The sequence below is a fragment of the Pseudomonas sp. Q1-7 genome (assembly GCF_028010285.1).
In the GTDB taxonomy this organism is placed as follows: Bacteria; Pseudomonadota; Gammaproteobacteria; order Pseudomonadales; family Pseudomonadaceae; genus Metapseudomonas.
This window is the reverse complement of sequence record NZ_CP116304.1, coordinates 5,709,031-5,733,368: the sequence shown is the minus strand read 5'-3', so window position 1 is coordinate 5,733,368 and position 24,338 is coordinate 5,709,031. Positions and strand designations below refer to the sequence as shown.

Annotated in this window: 21 protein-coding genes; 10 read left to right on the top strand and 11 right to left on the bottom strand. The window is 66.9% G+C overall.

All coding sequences use genetic code 11. The annotated features are described in order from the left end of the window. Window positions 1–49 precede the first annotated feature (49 nt). Window positions 50–514: an aminoacyl-tRNA deacylase gene (locus PJW05_RS26375; protein ID WP_271409865.1), complete on the top strand. Its 465-nt coding sequence runs from the start codon at window positions 50–52 to the stop codon at window positions 512–514. Between the two features lie 133 nt (window positions 515–647). Here PJW05_RS26375 and PJW05_RS26370 read toward each other — a convergent pair whose 3' ends face one another. The 3 genes from PJW05_RS26370 to uvrD form a co-directional block, all read right to left on the bottom strand. After that, window positions 648–1,505, bottom strand: coding sequence for a Tim44 domain-containing protein (locus PJW05_RS26370; RefSeq protein ID WP_271409864.1), 858 nt, complete (start codon window positions 1,503–1,505; stop codon window positions 648–650). A 125-nt stretch (window positions 1,506–1,630) separates the two neighbouring features. After that, window positions 1,631–2,206, bottom strand: a complete 576-nt coding sequence (locus PJW05_RS26365; RefSeq protein ID WP_271409863.1) for a TetR/AcrR family transcriptional regulator — start codon at window positions 2,204–2,206, stop codon at window positions 1,631–1,633. Between the two features lie 145 nt (window positions 2,207–2,351). Beyond that, window positions 2,352–4,532, bottom strand: coding sequence for a DNA helicase II (uvrD, locus tag PJW05_RS26360; protein WP_271409862.1), 2,181 nt, complete (start codon window positions 4,530–4,532; stop codon window positions 2,352–2,354). 202 nt (window positions 4,533–4,734) lie between these two features. Here uvrD and PJW05_RS26355 point away from each other — a divergent pair, with 202 nt between their 5' ends. Beyond that, the gene (locus PJW05_RS26355; protein WP_271409861.1) at window positions 4,735–7,620 is read left to right on the top strand and encodes a putative bifunctional diguanylate cyclase/phosphodiesterase; all 2,886 of its coding nucleotides are present in this window, start codon (window positions 4,735–4,737) and stop codon (window positions 7,618–7,620) included. Window positions 7,621–7,647: 27 nt separating this feature from the next. Here PJW05_RS26355 and zwf read toward each other — a convergent pair whose 3' ends face one another. Continuing rightward, the gene (gene zwf / locus PJW05_RS26350; RefSeq protein WP_271412310.1) at window positions 7,648–9,072 is read right to left on the bottom strand and encodes a glucose-6-phosphate dehydrogenase; all 1,425 of its coding nucleotides are present in this window, start codon (window positions 9,070–9,072) and stop codon (window positions 7,648–7,650) included. Between the two features lie 196 nt (window positions 9,073–9,268). Between zwf and hexR the strand changes: the two genes are divergently transcribed. Further along, window positions 9,269–10,135, top strand: coding sequence for a transcriptional regulator HexR (gene hexR / locus PJW05_RS26345; protein WP_271409860.1), 867 nt, complete (start codon window positions 9,269–9,271; stop codon window positions 10,133–10,135). Between the two features lie 19 nt (window positions 10,136–10,154). Here hexR and PJW05_RS26340 read toward each other — a convergent pair whose 3' ends face one another. Beyond that, a complete protein-coding gene (locus PJW05_RS26340) occupies window positions 10,155–10,535 on the bottom strand; it encodes a thioredoxin family protein (RefSeq protein ID WP_271409859.1) in 381 nt (126 codons plus the stop codon). Window positions 10,536–10,715: 180 nt separating this feature from the next. Between PJW05_RS26340 and PJW05_RS26335 the strand changes: the two genes are divergently transcribed. Continuing rightward, window positions 10,716–10,937, top strand: a complete 222-nt coding sequence (locus PJW05_RS26335) for a PA3496 family putative envelope integrity protein (RefSeq protein WP_271409858.1) — start codon at window positions 10,716–10,718, stop codon at window positions 10,935–10,937. Here PJW05_RS26335 and PJW05_RS26330 read toward each other — a convergent pair. Beyond that, on the bottom strand, window positions 10,879–11,826 hold the full coding sequence (locus PJW05_RS26330) for a LysR family transcriptional regulator (protein ID WP_271412309.1): 948 nt from the start codon (window positions 11,824–11,826) through the stop codon (window positions 10,879–10,881). The genes PJW05_RS26335 and PJW05_RS26330 overlap by 59 nt on opposite strands. Before the next feature lie 201 nt (window positions 11,827–12,027). On the opposite strand from PJW05_RS26330, the gene PJW05_RS26325 reads away from it, so the two are divergent. The 4 genes from PJW05_RS26325 (at window position 12,028) to PJW05_RS26310 (ending at window position 16,985) form a co-directional block, all read left to right on the top strand. Next, window positions 12,028–13,443, top strand: a complete 1,416-nt coding sequence (locus PJW05_RS26325; protein WP_271409857.1) for an acetyl-CoA carboxylase biotin carboxylase subunit — start codon at window positions 12,028–12,030, stop codon at window positions 13,441–13,443. Between the two features lie 16 nt (window positions 13,444–13,459). Next, window positions 13,460–15,265: a sodium-extruding oxaloacetate decarboxylase subunit alpha gene (oadA, locus tag PJW05_RS26320; RefSeq protein ID WP_271409856.1), complete on the top strand. Its 1,806-nt coding sequence runs from the start codon at window positions 13,460–13,462 to the stop codon at window positions 15,263–15,265. 354 nt (window positions 15,266–15,619) lie between these two features. Further along, window positions 15,620–16,060, top strand: coding sequence for a CBS domain-containing protein (locus PJW05_RS26315; protein WP_271409855.1), 441 nt, complete (start codon window positions 15,620–15,622; stop codon window positions 16,058–16,060). A 109-nt stretch (window positions 16,061–16,169) separates the two neighbouring features. Continuing rightward, a complete protein-coding gene (locus PJW05_RS26310; RefSeq protein ID WP_271409854.1) occupies window positions 16,170–16,985 on the top strand; it encodes an EAL domain-containing protein in 816 nt (271 codons plus the stop codon). 178 nt (window positions 16,986–17,163) lie between these two features. On the opposite strand, the gene PJW05_RS26305 is transcribed toward PJW05_RS26310, so the two are convergent. Both PJW05_RS26305 and PJW05_RS26300 read right to left on the bottom strand, forming a co-directional pair. Further along, window positions 17,164–18,147, bottom strand: coding sequence for an asparaginase (locus tag PJW05_RS26305; protein ID WP_271409853.1), 984 nt, complete (start codon window positions 18,145–18,147; stop codon window positions 17,164–17,166). A 96-nt stretch (window positions 18,148–18,243) separates the two neighbouring features. Then, window positions 18,244–19,686, bottom strand: coding sequence for an alanine/glycine:cation symporter family protein (locus PJW05_RS26300; protein ID WP_271409852.1), 1,443 nt, complete (start codon window positions 19,684–19,686; stop codon window positions 18,244–18,246). A gap of 185 nt (window positions 19,687–19,871) precedes the next feature. On the opposite strand from PJW05_RS26300, the gene PJW05_RS26295 reads away from it, so the two are divergent. Next, a complete protein-coding gene (locus PJW05_RS26295) occupies window positions 19,872–20,690 on the top strand; it encodes a helix-turn-helix transcriptional regulator (protein WP_271409851.1) in 819 nt (272 codons plus the stop codon). Window positions 20,691–20,808: 118 nt separating this feature from the next. Here PJW05_RS26295 and PJW05_RS26290 read toward each other — a convergent pair whose 3' ends face one another. The 3 genes from PJW05_RS26290 to PJW05_RS26280 are packed head-to-tail and all read right to left on the bottom strand — an operon-like array spanning window position 20,809 to window position 22,594. After that, entirely contained in the window at window positions 20,809–21,477 is a 669-nt protein-coding gene (locus PJW05_RS26290; RefSeq protein ID WP_271409850.1) for a GNAT family N-acetyltransferase, read from the bottom strand. Between the two features lie 12 nt (window positions 21,478–21,489). Continuing rightward, window positions 21,490–21,942 carry a GNAT family N-acetyltransferase gene (locus PJW05_RS26285; RefSeq protein WP_271409849.1) on the bottom strand — a complete coding sequence of 151 codons (453 nt, stop codon included), beginning with the start codon at window positions 21,940–21,942 and terminating at the stop codon, window positions 21,490–21,492. Between the two features lie 19 nt (window positions 21,943–21,961). Then, window positions 21,962–22,594, bottom strand: coding sequence for an FMN-binding negative transcriptional regulator (locus PJW05_RS26280; protein WP_271409848.1), 633 nt, complete (start codon window positions 22,592–22,594; stop codon window positions 21,962–21,964). A 100-nt stretch (window positions 22,595–22,694) separates the two neighbouring features. On the opposite strand from PJW05_RS26280, the gene pdxR reads away from it, so the two are divergent. Next, window positions 22,695–24,161, top strand: a complete 1,467-nt coding sequence (gene pdxR, locus PJW05_RS26275) for a MocR-like pyridoxine biosynthesis transcription factor PdxR (protein WP_271409847.1) — start codon at window positions 22,695–22,697, stop codon at window positions 24,159–24,161. Window positions 24,162–24,338: the final 177 nt, after the last annotated feature.

Genomic DNA, 24,338 nt, shown 5'->3' with positions numbered 1-24,338 from the left:
CGGCTGCCCCGGGGCAGCCCCAACCCCTGCAATCCACGGGAGGTGCATCATGCGAATGGCCGCAACCCTGCAAAGCAGCCTGGAGCGTGCCCATGCCCGCTACGACCTGGTGCCGCATCCGCATTCGGCCACCAGCCTGGAGTCGGCGCGGGTGGCCAACGTGCCGGCGGAGCGTATGGCCAAACCGGTGATACTGGACGATCGCGAGGGGCACTTCCTCATGGCGGTCGTGCCCGCCAGCCGCCACCTGGACGTGGGCAAGGTGCGCAAGGATGCGAGGCTCTGGCAACTCACCCACGAAGCCGACCTGGCGCGCCTGTTCAAGGACTGTGAACTCGGTGCGGTGCCCGCACTGGGAGAAGCCTACGGCATGAACATGCTGGTGGACCCGCAACTGACCCGGCAACGGGACATCTACCTGGAAGCGGGCGACCACGAGAGCCTGGTGCATCTGCGCATGGATGACTACCTGAAGCTGGTGCCCGATGCGGAAGTCTGCGAACTCTGCCATTGAGCCCCGGCGGCCGCCCACACCGCCGCCGTTCTGGTTTCGCCGCTCCATCGCCCGCCGCCGCTGGCGGCGGGGTGGCGGTCGGCGCCAATGAAAAACCCCGGGACAGGCCCGGGGTTCTTCAGTGCAGCGCCGATCAGTTCTGGCGGATGCCGGCCACCAGCCAGGGCTGGTTGTCGCCGTTCACGCGCTCCATGCGCCAGCTTTCGCTGAACACCTCGCCCTGGTCGAAGCGCGAGGACTTGGAGACGCCGTTGAAGGTCAGGGTGGCGACGGTCTTGTCGGCCAGCTCGTCGATGCCGTCCAGCTGCACCTGCAGGTTGTCGATGTAGGTGGACTGGTAGGCGTCGCCCAGGCTCGCGCGTTCTTCCTTCAGGAAGCTCAGCATCTGCGGGGTGACGAACTCGGCGATCTTGTCCATCTCGGCCGCGTCCCAGTGCTGCTGCAGGGCCATGAAGTGCTCGCGGCCGGCTTCGACGAAGCGCTGCTCGTTGAACCAGCTCGGGGCATTGAAGGCCGGTTGGGCGGTCGCCGCGGTGCTGCCGAAGATCGGCGCCTGCTGCGGCATCTGCGGCATTTCACGCTGGAACGGTGCGTGGCCGGCCATGGCCGGTTGACCCTGCTGCTGGGCACGTTTGCGGGCGGCCAGGAAGCGGAAGATCAGGAAGGCGATCAGGCCGATGATCAGGAAATCGAAGATTTGCATGCCGTCGAAGCCGTCGCCCATGAACATGGAGGCAAGCAGGCCACCGGCGGCGATGCCGGCCAGCGGGCCGAGCCAGCGGGAGGCGCCGCTGGCGGCGGGGGCGGCCTTGCCGGCGGTCGCGGGGGCTGCGGCATTGGGGGTTTGCTGGGCGGGTGCGGCCTGGCGGGTCTGGTGGGTCGGCGCGGAACCGAAGGACTTGCCGCCGCCCATACGCTTGGCGGCGTTGACATCCAGGCTGAGCGTCAGGCCGACGCAGAGGGCCAGGGCAATACTGAGGAATCGGCGCATCAGGGGGCTTCTCTCGGTTATGAATCCACGCGCGCCATGCTGCACAGTCGGCCAGACAATGGCTAGGGGCAGAGTGTTTCGGAATTTTGTCGGATAGGTCTGTAGGCCCTTTCCGGCCATGCCGTTCATCTGCGCAGCAGGAAAAACAGGGGGCCGCAGCGCAGTTGCCGGCGCAGCAGGGCGCGCAGGTCGGCTTCGTCTTCCAGGGGGTGGCGCAGCCAGTGGATGAAGGTGCGCAGGTAGGCGCCGGTGAGCAGGCTTTCTTCGGCAATGCGGCACAGGTGCAGGGTTTCCCGTTGCGCCGCCTCGCGCCACCACTGCACGGTGCGGCTGACCCGCAGGAGGCCCAGTACCTGCAGGTGGACATGCCCGGGCTCCAGCTTGTAGAGGAGCATCTGCCCGGTCACCGCGCGGTGCGGCGCCAGGGCGCCGAGCCAGGCCATCAGCAGTTCTTCCAGGCGTTTCTCCGCATCCAGCGCCGCCAGGTCGCCGTTCTTGCAACGCGCCAGCAGGGCCTGGTCGGCGCGGTCGAACCAGGCTTCCACCAGGTCGTCCTTCTGCTTGTAGTGGAGGGCGATGGCGTCGAGGTCGACGCCGAGTTGCTGGGCGACCTCGAACAGGTGCAGCCGTTCCCAGCCACAGGCATCGGCCAGGTTCAGGGCGCAATCGAGTATCTGCTGGGCGCTGGGCGAGCGGGGCATGGAAATACCTCCGCCACTGAGTATGGCCAAGCTCGTGGGACTAAAGGCCGGATCGGACAGGCGGAGGGGAGGGCATGCCCTTGGAGGAGCGAATTCATTCGCGAATGAATTCGCTCCTCCGATCAGGGGAAAGATGGAGCCCGCTTCAGAGCGCCTGCAGCTTGGCGTAGGCCAGCATCAGCCACTTGCTGCCTTCGCTTTCGAACTTCACTTGCACCCGCGCCTGGGCGCCGGCGCCTTCGAAGTTGAGGATGGTGCCCTCGCCGAACAACGCGTGCTGCACCCGCTGGCCCAGGGAGAAGGGCGTTTCCGGTACCGCGGCGCCGTCGAAGAGGGAGCCGTGGCGGCTGCCGGCGCCCATGGGCCGGCTGAGGCTGTTGTTCAGCCGTACTTCGCGGATCAGTTGCGGCGGCACCTCGCGGACGAAGCGCGAGACCTTGTTGTAGGTCTCGCTGCCGTAGAGTCGGCGGGTTTCCGCGTAGGTCAGCACCAGGCGCTGCATGGCGCGGGTGACGCCGACGTAGGCCAGGCGGCGTTCCTCCTCCAGGCGGGTCGGGTCTTCCATGCTCATCTTGTGGGGGAACAGGCCTTCTTCCATGCCCACCAGGAACACCAGGGGGAACTCCAGGCCCTTGGCGCTGTGCAGGGTCATCAGCTGTACGCTGTCCTCGAAGGCGTCGGCCTGGGTTTCGCCGGCCTCCAGCGAGGCGTGGCTGAGGAAGGCCTGCAGCGGGGTGAGGTCTTCCTCGATCTCTTCGTTTTCGAAGGCGCGGGCGGCGCTGACCAGTTCCTCCAGGTTTTCCACCCGGGCCTGGCCTTTCTCGCCTTTCTCGTCCTTGTGGTAGGCCACCAGGCCGCTCTGCTCGATGACGGTCTGGGTCATCAGGTGCAGGGGCATGTCCAGCACCTTGGCGGTGAGGTTCTCAATCAGCTCCATGAAGGCCGCCAGGGCGCTGGAGGCGCGTCCGGCCAGGGCCTTGTTGGCGATCATCAGGTGCATCGCTTCCCACATGGACACCTGATGCACGCGGGAGAACTCGCGGATGCTCTCCACGGTTTTTTCGCCGATGCCGCGTGGCGGCACGTTGATCACCCGCTCCAGCGCGGCGTCGTTGCCACGTCCATCGAGCAGGCGCAGGTAGGCCATGGCGTTCTTGATCTCCGCGCGCTCGAAGAAGCGCTGGCCGCCGTAGATGCGGTAGGGAATCTTCTCCCGCAGCAGGGCCTCTTCCAGCACCCGCGACTGGGCGTTGGAGCGGTAGAGGATGGCGATCTCGCTGCGTGCCATGCCGTCCTTCAGCGCGCTCTCGATGCTTTCCACCACGTAGCGGGCTTCGTCGTGCTCGTTATAGGCGGCGTAGAGGCCGATGGGCTCGCCGTCCTCGCCTTCGGTCCAGAGCTCCTTGCCGAGGCGTCCCTGGTTGTTGGCGATCAGCGCGTTGGCGGCCTTGAGGATGCCCGCGGTGGAGCGGTAGTTCTGCTCCAGGCGGATCACCTCGGTGTCGGCGAAATCGCTGGAGAACTGCTGGATGTTCTCGATCCGCGCGCCGCGCCAGCCGTAGATGGACTGGTCGTCGTCGCCCACCACCATCAGGCTCTCGCCGCCCTTGGCGAGCAGGCGCAGCCAGGCGTACTGCACGGCGTTGGTGTCCTGGAATTCGTCCACCAGCACATGGCGGAAGCGTCGCTGGTAGTGCTCGAGCAGGCTAGGGCGGTCGCGCCAGAGGTCGAGGGCGCGCAGCAGCAGCTCGGAGAAGTCGATCACCCCGGTGCGCGCGCAGGCGGCCTCGTAGGCTTCGTAGATCTTCAGCATGGTGCCGAGGAACAGGTCGCCGCCGGCCTGGATGTGCTGCGGGCGGATGCCTTCGTCCTTCTGACCGTTGATGAACCACTGGGCCTGGCGTGCCGGCCAGCGCTGCTCGTCGAGACCGAGGTCGCGGATCACCCGCTTGACCAGGCGCTGCTGGTCGTCGCTGTCGAGGATCTGGAAATTCTCCGCCAGGCCCGCTTCCTGCCAGTGGGCGCGCAGCAGGCGGTGGGCCAGGCCGTGGAAGGTGCCGACCCACATGCCCGCCGGGTTGATCCCCAGCAGTTGCTCGATGCGCTGGCGCATCTCGGCCGCGGCCTTGTTGGTGAAGGTCACCGACAGGATCGAGTGCGGCGAGGCCTGCTCCACCTGGATCAGCCAGGCGATGCGGTGCACCAGCACGCGGGTCTTGCCGGAACCGGCGCCGGCGAGCACCAGTTGACGCCCCAGCGAGGCCGCCACGGCCTGGCGTTGAGCGTCGTTGAGGGAGTTCAGGAGGAGGGAGAGATCGTCATGCATCGCGGCATTCTAGGGGCGCCGCCAGGGGAGGGCAAACCGATGACCGGATGGTCGGCCGGACGGTCGCCAAGCCCGGTGCCAGAGACCCGCCGAAAGTTGGGGGACGCCCGTCCGGAACCTCGCACATAAAGCTGTTGCAGCTTCTTCCCGCTCGGGTAAGCTCCGGGCTCGCTTAGGCAGACCACTACAAAAAAACGCGCCTATGACCGTCAATCCAAGGCCTTCCGGCCACACGCCGTCCCTGGCTGACAGCCGCGAAATCCGCCAGCTGTTCGCCACCGACATTGCGGCCGAACGCACGCGCCTGCTCTACCAGGGTTCCCAGGTTCCCACCCTGTTCATGCTGCTCAACGGCCTGGCCTGCGCCTATCTGCTCTGGGGGCCGGCCAACAGCCTGCTGCTCGGCGGCTGGCTGGCCTGGCTGGTGCTGCTGGCCATCCTGCGCCTGACCCAGGTGGCCGCGTTCAAGAAGGCGCTGCCGTCGCAGCAGGCCCACCCGCGCTGGCGCCGTGCCTTCCTGCTGGGCGCCGGCGTTTCCGGCCTGACCCTGGCCTTCGCCGCCGTGGCGCTGGTGCCGCCGGACGCCTTCCTCACCCAGGCGCTGGTCTACGGCCTGGTGGCCGCGGCCATTCTGTCCGCCAGCGTCGCCTATGCCGTCAGCCTCTCGGCCTTCCTCACCTTCGCCTTGCCCTGCCTGCTGCCCTCCATCACCTGGCTCTTGCTGGGCGACACGCCGCTGCTGCGCGGCTGGGGTGTGCTCGGGGTGATACTCGCCGCCTCGCTCATGGTGGTGGCCTGGCAGATCAACCGGCTGGTGCAGCGCAGCCTGCTGCAGCGCTTCCAGAACCAGGCGCTGATCAGCCACCTGGAGCAGGCCAAGGGCCGCGCCGAGGGCCTCAACGAGGAGCTGGCCCACGAAGTGGAACAGCGCCGCCGCGCCGAACGCGAGTTGCGTCGCGCCCATGGCGAACTGGAGATGCGCGTGGCCCAGCGCACCCTGGAGCTGGCCGATGCCAGCCATGCCCTGGCCAAGAGCGAAGCGCGCCTGGCCCTGGCCCTGGAGGCGAGCGAACTGGGCCTGTGGGACTGGAACCTGGAAACCGACGAAGTCCACCATTCCCAGCTCAAGGCCATCTTCGGCATCGAGGCCGAGGACGTCACCCGCGTGCTCAGCGACCTCAAGCCGCGGCTGCACCCGGACGACCTGCCGCTGCTGCGCCGCGCCCTGGTGGAGCACATCAAGGGCCTCACCGACGGCTATTCGGTGCATTACCGGGTGCGCCACAGCGACGGCCACTGGGTCTGGGTGGAGGACCGTGGCCGGGTGGTGGAGCGTGACCCGGCCGGCAAGGTGCTGCGTATGCTCGGCACCCGCTGCGACATCACCGCACGCAAGGTGCGCGATGAGGAGCAGCGGCTGGCGGCCACGGTATTCGAGGCCGCCAGCGAGGGCATCATCATCCTCGATCCGGAGTACCGGGTGATCCAGACCAACGCCGCCTTCAGCCAGGTGACCGGCTACCGGGCGGAAGAGGTCCTCGGCCGCAGCGTCGCCACGCTGATCGGCAGCCGCGAAGCCCGCCGTCGCTACCACCTGATCCGCGAAGAGCTGGAGCAGAGCGGCAGTTGGCAGGGCGAACTGATGGACACCCGCAAAAGCGGCGAACTCTACCCGCAGTGGCTGCAGCTCAACGTGGTGCGCGACTCCAGGGGTAACGTCAGCCATATCGTCGGCTTCTTCGCCGACCTCACCGCCCGCCGCGAGGCCGAGGAACGCCTGCGCTACCTGTCCAATTACGACGAGCTCACCGGCCTGGCCAACCGCACGCTGTTCAAGGACCGCCTCCACGAGGCCAGCCAGCGGGCGCGCCAGAGCGGCCGCAGCCTGGCCCTGCTGCACATCGACCTGGACCGTTTCAAGGTGCTCAACGACAGCCTTGGCCATGACGTCGCCGACCAGTTGCTGCGCCAGGTCAGCCGTCGCCTGACCCAGGCGGTGCCCGAGGCCGACACCATCGCACGGCTGTCCAGCGACGAGTTCGCGGTGATCCTCGATGCCTATGGCAGCCTCGCCAGCCTGGCGCGCCAGGCCAGCCGACTGCTTGGCAAGTTGCGCATGCCGATGACCGTGGGGGGCCACGAACTGGTGATCAGTGGCTCCCTGGGCATCAGCCTGCTGCCGGAAAACGCCCGCGACATTTCCGCCCTGATCAGCCAGGCCAACATGGCCATGCAGCACGCCAAGCACCTGGGCGGCAACAGCTTCCAGTTCTTCACCGACAACCTCCAGGCCTGCACCCTGGAGCGGCTGCAGATGGAGAACCAGCTGCGCAAGGCCATCGAAGAGGGTCAACTGGAGGTGTTCTACCAGCCCAAGCTGGGCCTGGCCGACGACAGCCTGAATGCTGCCGAGGCGCTGGTGCGCTGGCGCCATCCGCAACAGGGGCTGGTGCCGCCGGGGGACTTCATCGGCCTGGCCGAGGAAACCGGGCTGATCGCGCCCATCGGCGAATTCGTGCTGCGCCAGGCCTGCCTGCAGGCCCGCGAATGGCAGTGCCAGGGGCTGGCGGACATCCGCGTCTCGGTGAACCTGTCGATGCACCAGCTGCGCCAGGGCAACCTGGTCAGCCTGGTGCGCCAGGTCCTGGAGGAAACCGGCTTGCAGGCGCGCCTGCTGGAGCTGGAATTGACCGAAAGCCACCTGCTGGAGAATGTCGAGAACGTCATCGCCACCTTCCACCAGTTGCGGCAGATCGGCGTGAAGCTGGCCATCGACGACTTCGGCACCGGCTATTCGTCCCTGAGTTACCTCAAGCGTTTCCCGGTGGACTACGTGAAGATCGACCAGACCTTCATCCGCGACCTGTCCGCCGGCAGCGAGGACGCCGCCATCACCCGCGCCATCATCGCCATGGCCCACAGCCTGGAGCTGAAGGTGGTGGCGGAGGGCGTGGAGAACCGCGAGCAGCTGAACTTCCTGCGCAGCCAGCGCTGCGATGAAATCCAGGGTTACCTGATCAGCCCGCCGGTGGAGGCGCCGCAGTTCGCCCGGCTGCTCAAGGAGCAGGCCGCGGAACTCTGGCGGTGAGACGAGCCGGGTCGCAGCGGTTCGGGCTCAGTCGTGCCAGGCGCGACCGTGCAGCTCCAGCAGGCTGTGGGCCTGCTCCGGGCCGGTGGAGCCGGCGGGGTAGGGGCGCGGGCTCTGGTAGTACTCGTGCCAGCCTTCGAGGATCGGGTCGACCCAGCGCCAGGCGGCTTCCACCTCGTCGCGGCGCATGAACAGGGTGGAATCGCCTTCGATCACATCCAGCAGCAGGCGCTCGTAGGCGTCCCAGCGACGCTGGTGGCTGAAGGCCTTCGCCAGGTTGAGGTCCAGCTCAACGGCTTCCAGGTTCATGCCCTTGCCCGGTGTCTTGGCCATCAGCTGCAGGCTGATGCGCTCCTCCGGCTGCAGGCGGATCAGCAGGCGGTTGGCCTCGCCATCGGCGAACAGGCGGTGGGGCACCGGCTTGAACTGGATGACGATCTCCGAGTACTTGCGCGCCAGGCGCTTGCCGGTGCGCAGGTAGAAGGGCACGCCGGCCCAGCGCCAGTTGTCGATCTCCGCCTGCAGGGCGACGAAGGTTTCGGTGTCGCTGTCGTTGTCGACGTTCTTCTCGAAGTAGTAGGCCGGCACTTCCTGGCCGCCGATCTTGCCGGCGCTGTACTGGCCGCGCACGGTCTTGTCGCGGACGTCCTGCCCGGAAACGGGCTTGAGCGCTTCGAGTATCTTCACCTTCTCGTTGCGCACCGCCTCGGCGTCGAAGCGAACCGGCGCCTCCATGGCGACCAGGCAGAGCAGCTGCAGCAGGTGGTTCTGCACCATGTCGCGCATGGCCCCGGAACGGTCGTAGTAGGCGCCACGGTTCTCCACCCCGAGGGTCTCGCAGACGCTGATCTGCACGTGGTCGATGTGCCCGGCGCGCCAGATCGGCTCGAACAGGCCGTTGGCGAAGCGCAGGGCCATGAGGTTCTGCACGGTTTCCTTGCCCAGGTAGTGGTCGATGCGGAACACCTGGGATTCGTCGAACACCTTGCCAATGGCGGCGTTGATCGCGCGCGCCGAGTCCAGCGAATGACCGATGGGCTTTTCCAGCACGATGCGCGACCGCGGGGTGGCCAGGCGGGCGATGGCCAGGTGCGCGGCGATGTCTTCGAACAGGTCGGGCGCGGTGGCCAGGTAGTAGACCCGTCCGCAGTCGGGGTCGGGGCCGAGATGACGGGCCAGGCGGACGAAGTCGGCGCTCTGGGAGGCGTCCATGGCGAAGTAGTCGAGGCGCTCGGAAAAGTCGCGCCAGGCCTCGGTGGTGAAGTCGGCACGGGCCACCTGGGCCCGGCAGCGGCGCTCGGCCAGGGCCCGGTAGCCGTCGCGATCGAGGGCGTTGCGGGCCAGGGCGAGGATGCGCATCCGCGGATGCAGGCGCCCTTCGCGGTGCAGATGGTAGAGGGCCGGCAGCAGCTTGTGCAGGGCGAGATCGCCGGTGCCGCCGAAGACAAGCATGTCGCAGGAGTTGGCCAAGGATGCGCTCTCCCTTCCTTGCACGCGGAGAATGAGTGGTTCAACTGGGCGGAAAAGCAGCGCATGTAGTATAACTACAAGATCACTACAGCCTGCTTCCGCCGATCATAACCGAGTCGAGGCCCGTTGCATGACGGAAGAAACCGGCGAAACCTCCATTCCAGACAGAGCCCGCCCTGTGAACCTGCTGCAACATATCGCCCAGTCGCGTCATCTGCTACGCAAGTCGGAACTGAAAGTCGCCGACCACGTTCTGCTCGATCCCGCTGCGGTCATGCACAGCTCCATGGCCGACCTGGCCCAGGGCGTCGGGGTCAGCGAGCCGACCATCGTGCGCTTCTGCCGCGCCATCGGCTGCGGCGGCTTCCAGGACCTCAAGCTGAAACTGGCGCAGAGCCTGGCCGCCGGCGCCAGCTTCGGCCAGTTCGCGATCCACGAGGACGACTCGGTGGCGGACTTCAGCCTGAAGATCTTCGACACCACCCTGCACACCCTGATGGAAGTCCGCGAGAAGCTCGATCCGCACGCCCTGCAGCAAGCCATCGGCGCCTGCGCCCAGGCCCAGCGCGTGGAGTTCTACGGCTTCGGCGCCTCCGGCGCGGTGGCGGCCGACGCCCAGCACAAGTTCTTCCGCCTGCTGCTCACCGCTGCGGCCTATTCCGACCCGCACATGCAGGCGATGTCGGCGGTGACCCTGAAGCCCTCGGACGTGGCCATCTGCATTTCCCAGTCGGGCCGTTCCAAGGACCTGCTGATCACCGCCAACCTGGTGCGCGAGGCCGGTGCCACCCTGATCACCCTGTGTCCGAGCCAGACCCCGCTGGCCGATCTCGCCACGGTGAACCTCGCCATCGACGTGCAGGAAGACACCGAGATCTATACCCCGCTGACCTCGCGCATCGCCCACCTGGTGGTGATCGACGTACTGGCCATGGGCGTGGCCATGGCGCGCGGTCCGAGCCTGGTGAACCACCTCAAGAGCGTGAAGCGCAGCTTGCGCAGCCTGCGTCTGTCGCCCAAGTCGGTGAAAAGCGCCGAGGACTGAGGCCCCGGCGCGGGGCTTCTCAGCTCTGCGCCAGTCCCTGCCTGACCAGTAGCCGTTCGATCGCCTCAATGAAGGGCCCGCTGCCCGGCCAACTGGTGATTCGCCCCAGCGGCCTGCCGCGGTAGAGGGCGATGAAGGTGGGAACCCCGTGGAGGCCGAAGCGCAGCGCCAGCGCCGGGTCTTCTTCCACCTCGTCGTGCAGCCAGCGCACCTGCGGCCACTGGCAGCGGTCCTGGGTGCGCAGCAGGTCGTGCTTGGCCACATCGCACAGGGGGCAGTCGTCCTGCCAGAGGTAGAGCAGCACCAGACGCTGGCGTTCGCTGGCCAGTACGTCGTCGAGGATGCTGGCGCGCACCCGTTGGATCGGAAAGCGTTGGAAAAACTCGACGGCATTGCTCATGACGTCCTCCAGCGGCGTGACCGGGACATTGCTGAGCAAAGTCCCAGGCCGCCGGTCTGTCCAGCTATCGCCCCGATTACCTGAAACCCGCGCTTCACCACAGATTCACCGGGCCTTCGCGAAAGCGTCACAGGCGGGGGCGATGCTGCGCCTACCGGACCCGACCCAGGGAGAGATGCCATGCAGCGCTTTCACGATGATACCGCCCATCTGGACAGCAAGACCCGGCGCAAACTGGAGGATCAGCGGCGCATGCAGTTCCGCCGCGCCATCGAAGACCACGCCGAGCAACGCCGCCTGCAGATGGAGTGTTCGGACTATCCCTATCCGGAATTGATCGCCGCTAACTACCTGTTGTCGTCAAAGGCAGCGCGCCGGAGAAACGGTGGGAAAGTGCACTGATCTGTGCGCGTTCTTCGCGGATAAAGCCTAGAAACGCCTGGGCGACCGGCGACAGCCGCTTGCCCTTGGCGTGCACCGCGCACCAACTGCGGTACAGCGGCAACTCCTCCACCGGCAGTTCGCGCAACAACCCCGTCGCCAGTTCCAGGCTCACCGCATGGCGGGGGATCAGGGCGATGCCGAGGTCCGCCACCACGCATTCCTTCTGCGCATCCGGCGACGCCACCTCCATGGTCTGGGCAAAGTGCGCGCGCTTCTGCTGGAAGTATTCCTCGCAGGCCTTGCGGGTGCCCGAGCCGGCTTCGCGCACCAGCAGGGTGTAGGGTTCCAGGTCCTTCAAAGCCAGTTTCGCGGCGTTGCACAGCGGGTGACTGGGCGGCGCTACGGCGACGATCGGGTTGTTCAGGAACGGCAGGAATTCCAGGGCCATGTCCTGCGGGACCAGGGACATGATCACCAGGTCGTCGCGGTTGTCCGAGAGGCGCTTGATCACCTGGGCGCGGTTGGTCACCACCAGGTGCAGGCTCACATCCGGGTGCTGCTCGCGGAAGGCCGCGAACAGGTGCGGGACGAAGTACTTGGCGCTGGACTCCACCGCCAGGTTGAGCTGGCCCTGCAGTGAGCCCTGGAGGTCCGAGAGCTGCATGTCGAGACTGGCCAGGCGCTGGAAGATGTCGCTGCTGGCACGCATCAGCGCCTCGGCGGCATCGGTCACGTAGAGCTTCTTGCCGACGTACTCGAACAGGGGCTGGCCCACCAGTTCCTCGAGCTGGCGGATCTGCAGGCTGACGGCCGGCTGGGTCAGCGCCATCTCCTCGGCTGCGCGGCTGTAGGAACGGCTTTCGAACACGGCCCGGAACACCTGGAGCTGGCGCAGGGTCATGCGCAGCAAGGTCTTGCGCATTGGTTTCGGCCTCGCGGAACTGGGGGGATGGCTGACTATAAGCTGATCCTAATGGATATCCCAATAATTATTGATTGGGGTTATTCCCATTCGCGGCGTAGGGTAATGGCGCGACCGCTACACGATCTGCGGTCACTCAACGACCGGCCCAGCCGTTCGCCTGTTCACTTGGTCGAGGGAAAACTCGTGATCAAGAAAATCCTGATCGCCAACCGTGGCGAGATCGCTGTCCGCATCGTGCGCGCTTGCGCCGAGATGGGCATCCGCTCGGTGGCCATCTACTCCGATGCCGACCGGCACGCCCTGCACGTCAAGCGTGCGGACGAAGCCCACAGCATCGGTGCCGACCCCCTGGCCGGCTACCTGAACCCGCGCAAACTGGTGAACCTGGCGGTCGAGACCGGCTGCGACGCCCTGCACCCGGGCTACGGTTTCCTTTCCGAAAACGCCGAGCTGGCGGACATCTGCGCCGAACGCGGAATCAAATTCATCGGCCCCTCCGCCGACGTGATCCGCCGCATGGGCGACAAGACCGAAGCCCGCCGCAGCATGATCAAGGCCGGCGTGCCGGTCACCCCCGGTACCGAAGGCAACGTCGCCGACCTCGCCGAGGCCCTGCGCGAAGGCGACCGCATCGGTTACCCGGTGATGCTCAAGGCCACCTCCGGCGGCGGCGGTCGTGGCATCCGTCGCTGCAACAGCCGCGAAGAACTGGAACAGGCGTACCCGCGGGTGATTTCCGAGGCGACCAAGGCCTTCGGTTCGGCGGAAGTCTTCCTCGAGAAGTGCATCGTCAACCCCAAGCACATCGAGGCGCAGATCCTCGCCGACTCCTTCGGCAACACCGTGCACCTGTTCGAGCGCGACTGCTCCATCCAGCGCCGCAACCAGAAGCTCATCGAGATCGCCCCCAGCCCGCAGCTCACCCCCGAGCAGCGTGCCTATATCGGTGACCTCGCCGTGCGCGCGGCCAAGGCCGTGGGCTACGAGAACGCCGGCACCGTGGAGTTCCTGCTCGCCGAGGGCGAGGTGTACTTCATGGAGATGAACACCCGGGTGCAGGTGGAGCACACCATCACCGAGGAAATCACCGGCATCGACGTGGTTCGCGAGCAGATCCGCATCGCCTCGGGCCTGGAGCTGTCGGTCAAGCAGGACGACATCATCCACCGCGGCTTCGCCCTGCAGTTCCGCATCAACGCCGAAGACCCGAAGAACAACTTCCTGCCGTCCTTCGGCAAGATCACCCGCTACTACGCCCCCGGCGGCCCCGGTGTGCGCACCGACACCGCGATCTACACCGGCTACACCATTCCGCCGTACTACGACTCCATGTGCCTGAAGCTGATCGTCTGGGCACTGACCTGGGAAGAAGCCCTGGACCGTGGCCTGCGCGCCCTCGACGACATGCGCGTGCAAGGTGTGCGGACCACCGCGCCCTACTATCAGGAAATCCTGCGCAATCCCGAGTTCCGCAGTGCCGAGTTCAACACCAGTTTTGTCGAGAGCCATCCGGAGCTGACCCAGTACTCCATCAAGCGCAACCCGTCGCACCTGGCCATCGCCATCGCCACCGCCATCGCCGCCCACGCCGGCCTGTAGGGGAAGGATTCAGAACATGAGCAAGAAAATCTCGATCACCGATACCATCCTGCGCGATGCGCACCAGTCCCTGCTGGCCACCCGCATGCGCCTGGAAGACATGCTGCCGATCTGCGACAAGCTCGACAAAGTCGGCTACTGGTCGCTGGAAGTCTGGGGCGGCGCCACCTTCGACGCCTGCGTCCGCTTTCTCAAGGAAGACCCGTGGGAGCGACTGCGCAAACTGAAAGCCGCGCTGCCCAACACCCGCCTGCAGATGCTCCTGCGCGGCCAGAACCTGCTGGGATACCGCCACTACAGCGACGACGTGGTGCGCGCCTTCGTCGCCAAGGCGGCAGTCAACGGCATCGACGTGTTCCGTATCTTCGACGCGATGAACGACGTGCGTAACCTGCGCGTCTCCATCGAAGCGGTGAAGGCCGCCGGCAAGCACGCCCAGGGCACCATCTGCTACACCACCAGCCCGGTGCACACCATCGACGCCTTCGTCAGCCAGGCCAAGACCATGGCCGCCATGGGCGTGGACTCCATCGCCATCAAGGACATGGCCGGCCTGCTGACGCCCTACGCCACCGGCGACCTGGTGAAAGCGCTGAAGGACGCCCTGCCGCTGGATGTGGTGGTGCATTCCCACGACACCGCCGGCGTGGCCAGCATGTGCCAGCTGAAGGCCGTGGAGAACGGCGCCGACCGCATCGACACCGCCATCTCCAGCATGGCCTGGGGCACCAGCCACCCGGGCACTGAATCCATGGTCGCGGCCCTGCGCAACACCCCCTACGACACAGGCCTGGACCTGGAGCTGATCCAGGAAATCGGCATGTACTTCCATGCCGTGCGCAAGAAGTACCATCAGTTCGAGAGCGAGTTCACCGGCGTCGATACCCGCGTACAGGTCAACCAGGTACCGGGCGGCATGATCTCCAACCTGGCCAACCAGTTGAAGGAGCAGGGCGCTCTCAACCGCATGGCGGAAGTGCTGGAAGAAATCCCGCGCGTGCGCGCCGACCTCGGCTTCCCGCCCCTGGTGACCCCGACTTCGCAGATCGTCGGCACCCAGGCGTTCTTCAACGTGCTGGCCGGCGAGCGCTACAAGACCATCACCAACGAAGTGAAGCTCTACCTGCAGGGCCGCTACGGCAAGGCGCCGGGCGAGATCAACGAGCAGTTGCGCCGCCAGGCCATCGGCAACGAAGAAGTCATCGACGTGCGTCCGGCCGACCTGATCAAGCCTGAGCTGGACAAGCTGCGCGCCGACATCGGCAGCCTGGCCACCTGCGAGGAGGACGTGCTGACCTTCGCCATGTTCCCGGACATCGGCCGCAAGTTCCTCGAGGAGCGCGCCGCCGGCACCCTCAAGCCCGAAGAGCTGCTGCCAATCCCCAGCGGCCAGGGCGCAGCCCCGGTCGGCGGCGAAGGCGTGCCCACGGAGTTCGTGGTGGACGTGCACGGCGAGAGCTACCGCGTCGACATCACCGGTGTGGGCGTCAAGACCGACGGCAAGCGTCACTTCTACCTGTCCATCGACGGCATGCCGGAAGAGGTGGTGTTCGAGCCGCTCAACGCGTTCATCGGCGGTGCCGGCAACAAGCGCAAGAGCGCCAGCGCGCCGGGCGATGTCAGCACCACCATGCCGGGCAACATCGTCGACGTGCTGGTGAAGGAAGGCGACCAGGTGAAAGCCGGACAGGCCGTGTTGATCACCGAAGCGATGAAGATGGAAACCGAGGTGCAGGCGCCCATCGCCGGTACCGTCAAGGCCGTCCATGTCGCCAAGGGCGATCGCGTGAACCCGGGCGAGGTGCTGATCGAGATCGCCTGATCGCTGCAACGGAAGTCCCCGTGGGGAGCCGAAAGGCTCCCTTTTTTTGCGCGCATGGAGCTGAATGTCAGGCCCGTTGTAACTTCAGGATGCTGAGGACCCCGTAGGATGGGGCGGGCGGCGCTCCGTGAGGCACGAAACCCATGCTGTCGAATCATCAGGATGCACGTAGCCACCGCTGGCGGTGCAGATGAACGCCCCAAACGCGAAGCGATCAGAACGTGGCACGGGCCCGGCGCGGCCTGACAACCAATGATTTTCTCAATAGTGGCCATTCAAAACCCTACTTGGCGCTGGGTGCATGGCCGCGCGCATTCTGGCCTTCCACTCAACGCCGCCAGGGGAAGATCCGCCATGAAAACCGTCGCCCAGCTGCTCGATGCCAAGTCACGGCAGAACGTTCATACCATCGATGTCGATGCGCCCATGCTGGACGCGCTGCGGTTGATGGCCCGGCAGAACATCGGCGCACTGCCGGTGACGCGCGGTCGCAGCCTGCTGGGCATCGTCAGCGAGCGTGACTACGCGCGCCGGGGCGTGCTGCAGGGGCGTTCGTCAGTGGCCACACCCGTGCGCGAGTTCATGACTGAACCGGTGCTGACGGTGGCGCCGCAGCAAAGCATCCGCGAGTGCATGTCGCTGATGACCGAGCACCACTTGCGCCACCTGCCGGTGGTGGAAAACGGCTATCTGGTCGGCCTGCTATCCATCGGCGACCTGGTGAAGGAAGCCATGTCCGAACAGGACGCGCTGATCCTGCACCTGGAGCAGTACATCCGTGGCGAAGTGGCCTGATGCCGGCGTCCGCCGGCTCGGTGGGCGGGCGCAATGACAATTTCTGATTTCCATCAATGGCGGGCGGACACCTAGCCTGTGGGCTCCTTCGAGTCGCGGGAGTCCGTCCATGCCGCTTCATTCACTTCGCCAGGCGCTGCCCGTTCACCGAGGCCGCGCCGCTGGCCAGAGTCGTCCGATGACTGGGGCGCGGATGTCCGAGGTCCGGCTGCAGCCGATCATGGACAGGCGCGAACGCATCATCGGATTCGAGAACCTGGCCCGGTTCGTCTTCGATGCGTTCGTCGGTAGCACCGAGGACGCCATCGCCAGCCTGTCGGTGGACGACCTGCAGCGACTCACCCGTGAACTGCTGCTGGGCCTGCGGATTCGCTGCATGCTCGACCGGAGCTACGCCAATCGACTGAACAGTTCGCAGGGCGACCGTCAGGCCGTGCGGCATTTCGTCAATATCGAGAAACGGAGCCTGGCCGAGCCGGACCTGGTCGAGGAGATCATCGACAGTGCGGTTGACCTGCGCAGCTCCGGCGTCCTGCTGGTCGTCGAGGTCACGGAGCGGCCGGTGGATTCGTTCGACGGCTTCAGGTCCTACCTGCAGGGGCTCATGCGCCTGAAACAAGAGGGGCTGCTGGTTGCGCTGGACGACTACGACATCGACGGTCCGTTTCACTGGGAACTCGATCTGGGCCTGTGCGATTTCGTGAAGCTCGACCTTCCGGCGCTCGGCGTCCCCCTGCACGAGGATGGCGCCTTCATGGCCGACCGGTACGCCGTGCTGGGCGAGAAGCTGTACGCGTTCATCCACCGCTACCAGGTGGACCTCGTCGCCGAAAAGGTCGAAACCGAGTGGCAGCACGAGGTCGTCAGCGGCCTCCCGTTCAAGCTGTTCCAGGGCTATCGTCTCGGACGCCCGTCGCGGGCTTGACGGCCGGCGGCGTGCGCCGCCCAAGCCGGGGCGATCAGCCCACCTCCCGTCGCCACGGGGCCGGGAGCCGATGGCCCGGCGAAAACCGCGGGAAATCCCAGGCGCTGCGACCGGCGTTTATCCGGGCTTCGATTTGCCAGCCATTCCCCCGCACCCGGTGCTTCCCGTAGCCGCCGACTCAGTCTGCCAGTTCCCCACACAGGTCCACGGCGAACCACTGTTCCACTTCTTCCCGTCGCAGGCCGGCGCCGAGCAGGGCGAACAGCTTGCCCAGGGCCGCCTCGCGGGTCATGCCGCCGGCGGGCACCAGGCCGGTGGCGAGCAACTGGCTGCCGGCGGCGTAGACGCCCGCCTGGACATGCCCGGCGGGGCACTGGCTGGTGGCGACCAGCACCACGCCGCGTTCGTGGGCACCACGCAGGGCGTCCAGCAGGGCCTTGTCGTCCGACGGGCCGGTGCCGCTGCCATAGCACTCCAGCACCAGGCCCGCCACGCCGCTGGCCAATAGCGCCTCCACATGGGCGGCCTGCAGGCCGGGGAACAGTGGCAGCACGACGAGGTTCACCGGCTGGCGCGAGGTGCGGTAATCGAGCCCTGCGGGGAGCGTGGCGGCGCGCTCGCCGTCGCGCCGGCGCGGCAGCGCGACGAAGGCGTCGAACGCCTCCGAGCGCAACTTGCTGGCGCGGGCGCCATGCAGCAGCTCGCCATTGAAAAACAGGTGCACGCCGGGCGCGACGCCCTTCTGCAGGGCGCGGATCGCACCCAGCAGGTTCGGCCAGGCATCGCTGCCTTCGCCACCGGCCGGCAGCATGGCGCCGGTCAGCACCACCGGCACCGGCAGGCCGAGCAGCAGGAAACTAAGAGCCGCCGCGCTGTAGGCCAGGGTGTCGGTGCCGTGCAGCAGCAGCACGCCGTCGTGGCCGCGCTCCACCGCCTCGACCACGGCGTCGCGCATGGCCAGCCAATTGGCCTGGCGCATGTTGGCGCTGTCGATCAGCGGCAGGAGTTCCTGGAAATGCCAGGTCAATGCCAGTCCCTGGTCGTCCAGCTGCTCGCGCATGCGTGCTTCGAAGCCGCTGGCCGGGGCCAGGCCTTCGGAGGTCTGCAGCATGCCGATGGTGCCGCCGGTGTAGAGCACGAAGAGGTTCTTCACAGCATTCATGGGTCTGGATCACTCCGAAAAGGCGGGGCGCAGATGCGACGGTGCCGCTCCCCGCATCAGCGGAGGAGCGGCACCCGGTACCAGCGGAACGCGCGATCAGCGGTGGTTTTGCGCCAGGCTGTCGGACAGCGGCGCTGCGCTGCCGGCGGCGGACTTCTGCGGCCAGGCGGCGTGGTCGATGTCCAGGTCGGCGAACTTGCCGGCATCGAACACCGGGTTCTCGACGCCGGCCTTCACCTGGGCGTCGTAGTCGCGCATCAGGCGCATGCCCACCTTGAACAGCAGGGCGATGGCCACCAGGTTCACCAGCGCCAGCAGGCCCATGGTCACGTCGGCGAAGCCGAACACGGTGGACAGGTCCTGCATGGAGCCCCAGAGCACCAGCGCCATCACCAGCGCGCGGTAGCCCTGCAGCAGCGAGCGCTTGGTGCTGAAGAAGCTCAGCGCGTTCTCACCCAGGTAGTAGTTGTACACCAGGGTGGTGAATACGAAGAGCAGCAGCGCCATGCTGACGAAGATGCGGCCCCATTCGCCGACCTCGGCCGCCAGGGCGGTCTGGGTCAGGACCACGCCAGCCATCTCGCTGCCGGGCTGGTAGACGCCCGAGAGCAGGATGATCAGCGCGGTGCTGGTGCACACCAGCAGGGTGTCGATGAACACACTGAGGGACTGCACGATGCCCTGGGCGGACGGGTGGTTCACCTCGGCGACGGCGGCCACGTTGGGCGCGCTGCCCAGGCCCGCTTCGTTGGAGAACAGGCCGCGCTTGACGCCCATCAGGATCGCGGCGCCGATGCCGCCGGCAAAGGCCGGTTCCAGGCCGAAGGCACTCTTCACGATCAGCGCCAGGGTGGCCGGCACTTCGGTGATGTTCATGCCGATGACCGTCAGCGCCATCAGGATGTAGGTCCCCGCCATGATTGGCACCAGCACGTCGGCCATGGCGGCGATGCGCTTGATGCCGCCGAACACGATGAGGCCGATCACACCGACCAGGGCAACGCCGCTGATCCAGGTCGGCAGGCCGAAGGTGTCGTGCAGGGAGGTGGCCACGGTGAAGGACTGCACGGCGTTGAAGCCGAAGCCGAAGGTCACCAGCAGCAGGATCGAGAAGATCACCGCCAGCCAGCGCTGGCCAAGGCCGTGGAGGATGTAGAAGGCCGGGCCGCCGCGGTAGGTGCCATCGGCCTCACGGCGCTTGTAGAGCTGGGCCAGGGAGCACTCGAAGTAACTGGTTGCCATGCCCAGCAGCGCCACGATCCACATCCAGAACACCGCGCCCGGGCCGCCGAGCATGATGGCCACGGCCACGCCGGCGATGTTGCCCGCGCCCACGCGCCCGGCCACCGAGAGCATCAGGGCCTGGAACGAGCTGAGCTGGCCTTCCTTGCGCTGCAGCGCCTGGCCGAAGATGCGGAACATGTCGCTGAAGTAGCGGAACTGGACGAAACGGGAGCTGATGGAGAAGAAAAGACCGAGTCCGACGAGGACCACGATCAGCAATTTGCTCCAGAGGAGGTCATTGAGAAGATCGAGCATGGCGATTCACCTGATCCAGTTTGTTGTTGTTGGGGATTCAGCGTAGCGGACAGGGAGCGAGCCGCCGCGCCGGGAAGGTTGCGCATGGTTGAGCAAGGGCGGCATCGGGGCAATTTCGCAGGTTGCACCAAATTGATGCGAGTTGACGCTATAATCGCGCCACTCGCATCAGGCAGGGCCGTGGCATGGCGGAGTATCTCGGCAACAACCTCAAGCTGCTCTGCAGTCATTACCGATCGATCGCGGAGGTGTGCCGCAAGCTGTCGATCAATCGCGCCCAGTTCAACAAGTACCTCAGCGGCCAGAGCCGTCCCACGGCCTACAACCTGAAGCGCATCTGCGACTTCTTCGGCGTCGAGGACTTCGAGATCGCCATGCCGCCGGAGCAGTTCGCCCGCCTGCTCGGGACCCGCGCGCCGGACCAGGTCGCCGCCGGCCGCAACGATCCGCTGCTGGAACTGCTCGACCCGCTACGGGCCCAGTCCGGCAACCTGGCGCGCTATTGCGGCTTCTACTTCGAATACTCCAACTGCATGTCGGTGCCCGGCACCGTCCTGCTGTCCCTGGTGCGCCTGTGGGAGGACGACGGCAACTTCCTCTTCGAGCGCCAGGAACGCCAGGAGCGCGCAGGCGGTCCCGACTCGCAGGCCGAGGACTGGGTGCGCTGCCGCTACCTGGGCGCGGCGTTCCAGTTGCAGGACCGCCTGTTCCTGATGGACTACGAGTCCCTCACCCTCAACGAGATGAGCCAGACCATCCTCATTCCCAGCTACAAGAGCCGCATCACCCGCTTGAACGGCCTGAAGACCGGCGTCTCCAGCGGCGACCGGCGCAACCCGGCCTGCACCCGCGTGGTCTGGGAATACCTGGGCCCGGAGATCAACCGCGTTGCCGCCTATCGCCAGGTGAAGCTCTACCGCCCGGACGACCCGCGTATCGACGACGACGTGCGCCAGCGCCTGGATGTGGCGCCGCTCAGGAATGGGTTGTTCGAGATCGAGTGAGGGGGTGGGGCAGGCCTGCGGCCTGCATCGCGAATGAATTCGCTCCCACAGCAAAGGCAGCTCCTACCCTGTAGGAGCGACTTCAGTCGCGAAAGGACCACGTAGCGGTCCCCGCGGCTCAGCCCCTGAACCCTTCCAGGGATTGGCGCTGGCGCCCATCGCCGTCGAAGTTATCCACAGCCAGCCAGCGCTCGAAGGCGTCCCGGCATCTCGGCCATTCGCCATCGATGATGGAGAACCACGCCGTGTCGCGGTTCCGGCCCTTGACGATCATGTGCTGGCGGAACAGCCCTTCATGGCGGAAGCCGAGGCGCTCGGCGGCGCGCATGGAGCGGGCGTTGCTGGCGTTGCACTTCCACTCCAGGCGGCGATAGCCCAGGTCGTCGAAGGCATGCCGGGCCAGCAGCCAGACCGCCTCGGTGGAACCCGGTGTGCGCTGCATGGCCTGGCCGAAGGCGATATGGCCGATTTCGATGACGCCGTCCTTCGGCGCGATGCGCAGGTAGCTGAGCAGGCCCAGGGCGCGGCCGCTGGCCAGGTCGATCACCGCGTAGAACAGCGGGTCGCGGCTCGCCGCGTTGCCGGCCAGCCAGGCGTCGAATGGCGCACGGCTGGCGAAGGGCCCGTAGGGCAGGTAATCCCAGAGCGCCGGGTCCGGGCCCTGCAGGGCTTGCCAGAGGTCGTCGCCGTGGCGCGGGGCGTCCAGCGCTTCCAGGCGCACGAAGCGCCCCGGCAGCGGACCGTGGTCGGGGGCAGGGCGGGGCTGCCAGTGGCTGAGGTCGATCATGGCGCTCTCCGGTCAGAGGATCTTGCGGTACTGGACGAAGCCGGAACGCTCGGCAATGCGGTCGTAGAGCTGCATGGCGTCGCTATTGGTTTCATGGGTCAGCCAATGCACCCGCGCAGCACCGGCGTCGCGGGCCTGGGCGTAGACGTGCTCGATCAACTGGCGGCCAATGCCGCCGCCGCGCAGCCCTTCGACGACGTACAGGTCCTGCAGGTAGACGTAGTCGCCGAGCGTCCAGCAACTGCGGTGGAAAAGGTAGTGCACCATCCCCACGGCCTTGCCGTTCTGCCAGGCCAGCGCCGCGTGCATCGGCTCGGCCGGATCGAGGAAGCGTTGCCAGGTCGTTTCGCTGGTCATGGCGGCAATCTCGGTCTGGTAGAAGCGCTGGTAGCCCTGCCAGAGGGGCAGCCAGGCGGCATGGTCGGTGGCGCTGACCGGGCGGATGTCGAGCGGTGCGGCGGACATGGCGGTTCCTTGCGTGGGATCAGTCGGTGAGGGGCATGCGCGCGGCCAGCTCGCGGTCGCGCGGGTTGGCCGAGGCGGCCAGGCCCTCGCGCACCCCGGCCTGGTCGGCGGCGGAGCGGTTCTGGCCGAGCTTCCACTTGCCCTCCAGGCGGCGGATCGGCAAGGCGAAGCCGACGATGGCGCGGAGCATGGCGTCGAGGTAGTCGCGTGGCGCCTCCTCCACCGCCCAGGGCTGTGGGCGTCCGGATTCGTGGCGCTGGCTCAGGCGGCCCACCAGGGTCAGCAGGCGCTCGGCGTCGTCGAATACCTCGGCCTGCCCCCAGGCGTGCACGGCGATGTAGTTCCAGGTCGGCACCACCTTGCCGTGCTCGGCCTTGGCCGGGTACCAGCCGGGGCTGACGTAGGCGTCCGGTCCCTGGAAAACCACCAGCGCCTCGGCACCGTCGGCCAGGTCGCGCCAGTGCGGATTGGCGCGGGCGAAGTGGCCGTAGAGCGTGCCGAATTCGCCCTCGCCGGGCTCCAGCAGCAGGGGCAGGTGGCTGGCCATGAGCCCTTTGCCCCCGGCGCTGGTGAGCAGGGCGAGGCCGGTGGCGTGGATTTGCCCGTGGAGCTGGGCAAGGTCGTCCTGGCGGAAAGCGGCGGGGATGTACATGAAGGCGTCTCCTGGTGGCATGGCTTCATGCTAGGCAGGATATTGGACTGTTGTAAGATCCATTTCCCGCCAGTTTGATAGAGCCAATAAGAGGTCCAGCATGCCTGCCACGCCTCCCCTTCCCGTCGACCTTTCCGGAATTCGCCTGGACCCGGGCCGGGGCCTGGCACGCCAGCTCTACCAGGCCCTGCGCGAACGCATCCTCGATGGCCGCCTGGGCAGCCGCACGCGACTGCCAGCGACCCGCGACCTGGCGGTGCTGCTGGGGATTTCCCGCAATACCGTGACGCGCGCCTTCGACCAGCTCTACGCCGAAGGCTATGTGGCAGGCCGGGTCGGCGACGGCACCTACGTGGCCGAGTTATCCACAGCGCGGCCGGCGCCCCAGCCGACAGCTGCCGGCGCGGCGGCAGGGCCGGCGCTGGAACGCCTGCACAACCATCACCTGCCGCCGCCCGTGAGCGGTGCGCCACGGGCGTTCCGCATCGGCGTGCCGGCCTTCGACCTGTTTCCCTTCGAAACCTGGGCGCGGCTCTCGGCACGCTTCTGGCGCAAGCCCTCGCTGGCGCGCCTGGGCTACGGTGATCCGGCGGGGGACTGGGGCCTGCGCGAGCTGGTGGCCGCCTACCTGCGCAGCAGCCGCGGGCTGGCCTGCGACCCGGCGCAGGTGGTGATCACCTGCGGTGCCCAGCAGGCGATCAGCCTCTGCGCCCAGTTGCTGGTGCAGCCCGGTGACCGCGTGGCCATCGAGAACCCCGGTTACCGCGCCGCCGGCCATGCCTTCGCCGTGGCCGGTGCCGAACTCTGCGGCGTACCTGTGGATAACGATGGCCTGGACTGCGCGGCGCTGGCGCGGCTGGAGCATTGCCGGCTGGCCTACGTCACGCCCTCGCACCAGTACCCCAGCGGAGTGACCCTGTCGCTGGCGCGGCGCCTGGAGCTGCTGGAATGGGCCGAGCGCGAGGGCGGCTGGATAGTCGAGGACGACTACGACGGCGAATACCGCTACAGCGGAACTCCGCTGGCACCCCTCGCGGCGCTGGACCGGCAGGGGCGGGTGATCTATGTCGGCACCTTCTGCAAGATCGCCTTCCCGGCCTTGCGCCTGGGCTACATGGTGCTGCCGCCGACCCTGGCGGAAGCCTTCGCCCGCCGCCGCGCCCTGGACATGCGCCACTCCGAGATCGGCACCCAGGCGGTGATGGCCGAGTTCATCGCCGCCGGCCACTTCCAGCGCCATGTACGGCGCATGCGCCAGGCTGCCCGTGCCCGGCGTGATGCGCTTTTGCGCGACTGGCCGGCGGCCATTCCCGGCTGCGCGCCGATGCCCCCGGTGGAGGCCGGCCTGCACCTCTGCATACGGGTGGAGAGCCTGGCGCGCGAGCGCGAACTGCTGGCCGCCGCCCGCGCAGCCGGGGTGGAAATGAACGGGTTGAGCGAATACTGGCTGGAGAACAGCGCCGAGCCTGTGGATAACCGCGCGGGACTGGTGCTGGGCTTTGCCGCGGTGCCGGAAGCGCAGATCGCCGAGGCGATCCGGGCGCTGAGCAGGGCCTGGGATCTGTAGCCCGGATCTATCGGGATTCGGCCCGGCTCCGCTGGTGGATAGAAGAGCGCTATCCACCCTAGGGTTGAATCAGCCTCCGCGTGGGGGGCTTGGCCACTTTTCCACAGGCAAAAAAAAGGATGGCTGGCGCCATCCTCGAAGGATGAAGGGGCAAGGCCCCTCCTGGTGAGTTCGTTT